Source organism: Lacticaseibacillus sharpeae JCM 1186 = DSM 20505 (assembly GCF_001436225.1).
In the GTDB taxonomy this organism is placed as follows: domain Bacteria; phylum Bacillota; class Bacilli; order Lactobacillales; family Lactobacillaceae; genus Lacticaseibacillus; species Lacticaseibacillus sharpeae.
Map to the genome: position 1 here is coordinate 1 of NZ_AYYO01000032.1, position 6,371 is coordinate 6,371.

The 6,371-nt window shown below is 40.9% G+C and carries 5 protein-coding genes; all 5 read right to left on the reverse strand.

The features are described from left to right. Positions 1-119: 119 nt before the first annotated feature. Genes FC18_RS07190 through FC18_RS07210 form a run of 5 tightly spaced genes read right to left on the reverse strand, consistent with a single transcriptional unit; the run spans position 120 to position 6,244 of the window. On the reverse strand, positions 120-587 hold the full coding sequence (locus FC18_RS07190; protein WP_054680627.1) for a hypothetical protein: 468 nt from the start codon (positions 585-587) through the stop codon (positions 120-122). Then, the gene (locus FC18_RS07195; RefSeq protein WP_054680625.1) at positions 577-2,619 is read right to left on the reverse strand and encodes an AAA family ATPase; all 2,043 of its coding nucleotides are present in this window, start codon (positions 2,617-2,619) and stop codon (positions 577-579) included. Before FC18_RS07195 ends, FC18_RS07190 begins: the two co-directional genes overlap by 11 nt. Then, the gene (locus tag FC18_RS07200) at positions 2,609-2,794 is read right to left on the reverse strand and encodes a hypothetical protein (RefSeq protein ID WP_156301001.1); all 186 of its coding nucleotides are present in this window, start codon (positions 2,792-2,794) and stop codon (positions 2,609-2,611) included. Before FC18_RS07200 ends, FC18_RS07195 begins: the two co-directional genes overlap by 11 nt. Beyond that, entirely contained in the window at positions 2,778-4,145 is a 1,368-nt protein-coding gene (locus tag FC18_RS07205) for a DEAD/DEAH box helicase family protein (protein WP_054680617.1), read from the reverse strand. The genes FC18_RS07200 and FC18_RS07205 overlap by 17 nt, the downstream gene beginning before the upstream one ends. Continuing rightward, complete coding sequence (locus FC18_RS07210; RefSeq protein ID WP_056975893.1) at positions 4,142-6,244, reverse strand: hypothetical protein; 2,103 nt, start codon at positions 6,242-6,244, stop codon at positions 4,142-4,144. Before FC18_RS07210 ends, FC18_RS07205 begins: the two co-directional genes overlap by 4 nt. Positions 6,245-6,371 lie beyond the last annotated feature (127 nt).

Sequence of the window (6,371 nt, forward strand, 5' to 3'; positions counted from 1 at the left end):
CGAACTCCAAATGATAAATTTACTATTCAACACCGTTTGACATAGTTCCACAAAAATAACCGAGCAACTGAATTTTTGATTTTCAGTTGTTCGGTTATTTTGTTCTTACAAAACTAATACTAAAACGGTGCAACTTCTGGGTTTAGCTGGTCATGAATCATCTGATTAAGCCGTTCGATGATGACTTCCGCATCTGCATTAATTGATCCCGACTCAGACAATTGATCAGAGAACACATTCGCACGTAACCACTCGATTCCACCATTAGAATAGGATGTGCACTCTGCAAAAATTCGCATAATCTGTCCACCGTCCGTCATATCTTCAATGTTAACATCGGGCAGATTTAGTATGAATCCGTACAATAGGTTCTTCTGCAATGAGGTGAAGTAACTAGGTCGAAACTCCTTACCCTTACTGTCTTGTGCAGGAACACTCATGCCATTACGATAACCAATGATTAAGCTTAAGAAATATACATCAGCTGTTTTCATGCCAATAGCATTTTGGGTTAGTGAAATATAGTCGTCCTGATAACGACTGTCGGTTTTTACATCAACTTTACCATCAAATAAATTATCCAACATTTTCACCTCGCAACTCCAGCAACATGATATCATCAACCGCTTTGATTTCAGTATTCCCGTTCAAATTGGATAATTGATAAGTAGCACCCACACAGTCCTTATCTACAAATTGATCTCGTTCAGCACTTGTAAACTCGGTGTCAGTTAAAAGCAGCACCCATTGCTGCACTAATGATGGTATTACATCAATCAAACGATCACGATTATCCCCATCGATTCTTGCAAAAGGCGTGTCCATGAAGAGAGGAAAGGCCATCTCATCTCGTCCTTCAGCTGACACTTGAGCCAGTGCCATGATGAATGAAAGCGACAAGATTTGCTTCTCACCCTGAGATAAGTCGTTTGATAACTCCCGGTTGTTTTGATTGTAAACCTTTATTTGATAATTCGGACTAATCTCTACCTTGTCAATGAGCTGTTGATCTTTGACAGCGATTAATCGTTTAAATAAAGTCAGCGTACGCTCTTGAAGCGTCAAACGGGAATCGTCACTGTAGTCTTGTAAAATTGTTGTCAGAGAATCTTGCATCTGCCCAATTATCTTCGCTGATTGCAGTTTCTGCGTGAGCTGATCATTAATCTTTGCCCGTTTGTCGAGCTCATTATTCAATTCAGCTCGCTTATCCTTTAGTATTACCTGTTGTGCTTCAAAGTTGGCCTTATTGCTCTTAAGTTCACCAATATCCTCAGAGATATGGTCTACAGAATGGGATAGTCCTTGAAATTCTTTAATCTCACTGGCTGTCGCATGTAGCCGATTCTTCATACTGTCCAAATCCCCTTGTTGGCGACGATACTGTTGGGAATCGGCTGCGTACTCGCTTAAAGCCTTATTTTGTTCAACTAAAAAGTCACCATGTTTCTGAGTGATTTCCGCAATGCCTTGATCAATACTGGACAAAAAGCTAGTAGATTGAGAATACTTAAACAGGCGTAATAATTCACGAACATGATCCTGTGCTTGCTGATCTTCAGCTAACGAATGCCCACACAGTGCACAAATTCCTTTTTCTAAGCTCTGCTCCAGAATATACTTAGGTATATTGTCATTATTACTGTTTCGGAGGGCATCCACCTGCTGTCGCACATCGGGAATTATCGCTTCAAAAAGTTGAGCAGCTCCTTGATGGATCATCGTGGCTAAATTGCTTTGACGCTGTTTCAGTAACTGATCCTGTTGATTCAGAGAGCTTTGAACCTGCTCAATATGTGCAACAAGATCGCGCGTTGCGGAACTGGCCTGCAAAGCCTGTTTCTTGTCATCAAGCTCCACCTGTGCACGATCAATCTCCTCGGAGATTTGAACAAGTTGCTGCTGATTATCAGCAAAATCTGATTCCACCCGCTCTAGTTGTTGCTGATATTCCTGAACTTGACTGTCCTTTGCAGAAGACCGAACCTCTCTTTGAATGCGTTCATGCATTTTTTTCAACAGGCTACGACTATATTCAAGATCCTGAACTTGCAATAACTGATAAATTCCATCCTTAACACTATCACGAACCTTAGGATCACCTAAATCTGCTAGTATTTGAAGACTTTCGGCATCAAAGAAGAAGAATTCCCTAACTTCTCGTCTAATGATCGCATCAATTTTTTGGTCGACTACCGTGGAATCGGTAATCACTTGTGGTGCCTCACCTACCAGACTTATGCTCAACTGACATTTTTGCTGATCAGCTGATTGCTGCATATAGTTACTCCCGTCAAATCGTCCCCGAATCTCACGCTTCACGGTATACTCAGCATTTCCATGTGTGAATGTTAAACTAACACTGCTGATAACGGGAAGTTTTTCAGCCTCTCGCATGGCATTCTCATTAATCAAATGAATCACAGCATCATCAGCATCCTGGCTGAGGTGAATATCACCAAACAGCGCGAACAAAACCGCCCGAAAAATACCGGTTTTACCAGCACCGTTCTGACCCATGATCACCGTCACATTTTTAATGTCATCAGCAGCAAATTGTAGTACTTGACGGCCCTTAAACTGTCTAAAGTTTGTCATGTCCAGCTTTTTAATCTTCATTGTTTTGCCCTACTAACTGTTTTCTAACTGCTGCTTCAACTCTCTGCTCTATTTCCTTATTGGTGTAACGCATTTGCGCCTGTTCGGAAACCGCCTCTATTAGTTCTAGTAACGGTTCACGCTGTTCTACTGGTAGTTTGTTAATTCGCTGTAAAATATCAGCCTGTAACATCATAACCATCTCTCTTTCTTTGTGATTCTACATAAATATCATGCGAAGATAAATCTAGGTATCTTTCTAGTTGCAGTTGCCGCAACACAGGGGTTAATACTCCACGGGCACCATATTTATTCATGGAGTTATTGTTAAGTTCATAAACTCGCGGTAACTCATGCCGAACAAGCGTTTCTGCATATTTACCCGCGTAATCTACTGGAGGCATCACCACATAATCATTCACCTGAGCGTACTGTTTGCCTTGCGCACGTCGCAAAATACGACCTCGACGTTGAACAAATTCCCGCTGATTTGAAGTGCTGGCCAAAAAGTAAGCCACTCGTGTATCTTGAACATCCACCCCTTCATCCAAACACTTAACCGCCACTAGCACACATATCTCGCCCGCTCCAAATCGATTCAATACCACTTCTCGTTCCTTAAGCGAAAGCGTCGAATCGAACCTAGCCGCACTTATTCCATGTTGACTCAGCATGAATAATACTGACTGGGTTTCGCGCATATTAGCACAATACACCAACGTAAAGTGTACATCTTGTTGATGAATAATCTGAGCTTCCAAAGCCATCATTTTCCCGGCCGCCGACTTAATAATGCGCGAACGGCGCAACAGTAACGTCTTTAAAATCTCAGCCGCATCTGTATCGTTATCAGCTGCGGACATGAGCAACGCAATACGCTTACTAAGTTTTTCAAACTCATCCATCTCTATACTATCTAGGCGTACAATTGTTGGCTCGTAAGAGTACGGTGTTAGGAATCCTGAATCAATTGCTTTCTGCATTCCATAAACAAAAACATCATGCCCAAATAATCGCCGAACAAACTCAGTTCCTGATTCGTCCCACCAGCGATTAGGGGTCGCAGATAAACCCAACCGCTGCTTGAAACTAAACAAAAATGACCGTTGCGATTGTTTAGAACCGATGTAATGGCACTCATCAGCTAATAAAAACGTATCTGGATCATTCAATTCTGAAATAGCATCTTCAAAATATTGTGAGCATATACTGCGATAAGTACCAATTAATACCAAACGGTTTATTAGTCCATGTTGATATTGCCACACAAGATCAGGTACTTTTCCTCGCCAACGCTGACTCATCCCCATAATTTTAACATCGGGAAAAATGTTATTGGCACGTAAACTTACTTCCCATTGTGCAACTAGATGTGTGAACGGAACGATTATCACCAAGAATTGGCGTCCATTGACTGCATAAGCCTGATTCACAGCGCCAATACTAGTCAACGTCTTGCCAGTACCTGTCGCCATATTTAGCACGCCAATTTTTTTATTTGCAGTAAATGCATCGATTGCATCCTGCTGATAAGGTCTTAACTTCACTTTTTTTGCCTCTTCACATTACCTAAACCATCAACGGTGAAACCCTGGTCGTTCATAAACAATCGAGAAAACCGCTGCTTATATTCGTCAACACGTTTAGGCACCAATCCCAAAGATGCCGCGTGCACAAATAGGTTGTTTTCATTTGTTTCGCTTTTCATCCACTCTATAATGAGCGATGCCATAAGAGCTTCCATCGAATTAAAACTTGAAGTCTTGGGTACTAACACATCACAGTTACCCCTAATCATGCTTTTAGGCCAACTCAGCCTTAGATACCCCAGCTTTTCAGCATAGCTAATGAATAGTTCCGGGGTCCAGGAAAAAATCTGATCTGGAAACTCTCGGTTATGGGCATCCGGTAAACTGGTGTAGACATCATCTGATAGTGTTTGAGTCGCCACAAATGCCTTTTTGTCGAGCAATGAACTCATACTTCTGTGAACCAATGAGTCCAATTCGTCCGTTCGCAGAATATTTCTAGAGGCTACAAATAGGTCCTTCGAAATTGGAACAATTCGAGCGTCCTTCATTTTCAGTTCATGTCCTTGATCCCAGGTACTTCGCGTTGTCCCATCAGCGTTAACTGCTTCAAAAATTTGATATTCAGTGAGAGGTTTGCACGCGATACGCTGCAGGTATTCTGCCCAAACCTTTCTGCTTTCACGCGGTAAGTCTGGTAATCCGTTGGAATCAATAATGAAGAAATTTCCGACAATATCAATCTCACTAAACGATGACAAATACGACGACAAGGCTTCAACGTTATATATCTGCATTTCGTCAAACGCTTTTGGATCTTGGTCTAACATAAACTCATTAAAGAAATCATATGCCTTTTGCATTGTGGTTAATTCTGTTGTTTTGAAAGTTTGCTCAAAATACTCACTCATCGCAGTTTTGATAATCTTATCTGCTTCGACAACATTTACCCAAAACAGCTGATTGTGATGAAGATAAATCGACGGCGTGACAGAAGTTGCCTGCTGTACAGAGTAGGGTTCCCATCCATAATCTTGTTTTAGCTGGAAAAGCGAGTACCCTTTCAGATTTTGTCGAGCAACCAATTCAATCTGCTGATTAATAGTTAATTGCTTTTGACTCAATGGATATACATCGTTATTTCTTCCCGTACCGAACGAATATTCAGCTGAGTACTCACGTTTGAACGCTTGATACCATTCATCCTTTGTCATATCATCTGCCAGCTGTACCTTTACCGTATCTAACAGCCAAGCGTCACGGGCAAATAAATATCCTTCTTCAAAGCGCTTATCTAACTTGTTTTTCGTTAAATGTAATAGTGGTTGTGGATAGCGATCTGCTTGATATGCTCTAAACGCCCCATTTCCGACCGGAAGTAAATTGGTGTTTTTCCCTAAACCAGCTTTGAATGCGCGCATAGAGGTTGCAATTTTACGATTAAAATAGTGTTTGGACCACGAATCTATTCTTTCAAAGCTTTGCTCGTCCGCATTAATAACTTTTAGATTAAACTGCGACATATATTGTTGAATAAGTTCAGTCATTGTAAGCCCCTTATTTTGCGTCCAAACAGACACATCTTGAACAAAATGGAAGCCCAAACTATGCATGCCTTTTTCAAGATCAGCTTGAGTAAAAATACTACAATCCGCATTCATGCTGTCTCTAATATCAGAATTTTTAATCCAACGTTTATCCATAACTACTTGCTTCAAGCTCATTTTGAATTTGGAAAAAAGAGAATCGGCTGTATACACCCATTGGCCCAATTCAGGATGCTTCTTTTTAACAATAAGTCTCATAATTAGTTGTGCTTGTAGTGGAGTATATAGCGAGTCAAGTTGAATATGTTCTTGCTTATCCGAGATAAGTAGTTTTAGTGACAAGTTAAGATTATCCCACCAATCGTAATATTCATGAATCGCCTGGCTTTCCATCTGGCGGATACGTTCCCTGGTTAAGCCGTAACCCACAGCTAACTCTTGCAGTGTACTTGTTGGCTGCTGCACTTCACGAGCAAAAACTATTTCCCGTAATCTATCATCAACACCATTCCAATAATCTTCAACCATGTCACCAATTGAATCTGGAATCAGTAGATCAAGCACAAACAAAGACTGGTTCCATCGTGTCTGCTCAAATTCCGATCCAATTTTCAATTTCAATGTGGAGATTATTTTTTTTGGGTAAATTTCAAGTACAAGTTAGCCACTTCTGAAAATAACATCTAAATCAATGCGT

What these genes read in the sequence shown, in the direction of transcription:
- FC18_RS07195 (WP_054680625.1), bottom strand. Translation starts at nt 2,619, where the DNA reads ATGAAGATTAAAAAGCTGGACATGACAAACTTTAGACAGTTTAAGGGC.
- FC18_RS07200 (WP_156301001.1), bottom strand. Translation starts at nt 2,794, where the DNA reads ATGATGTTACAGGCTGATATTTTACAGCGAATTAACAAACTACCAGTA.
- FC18_RS07190 (WP_054680627.1), bottom strand. Translation starts at nt 587, where the DNA reads ATGTTGGATAATTTATTTGATGGTAAAGTTGATGTAAAAACCGACAGT.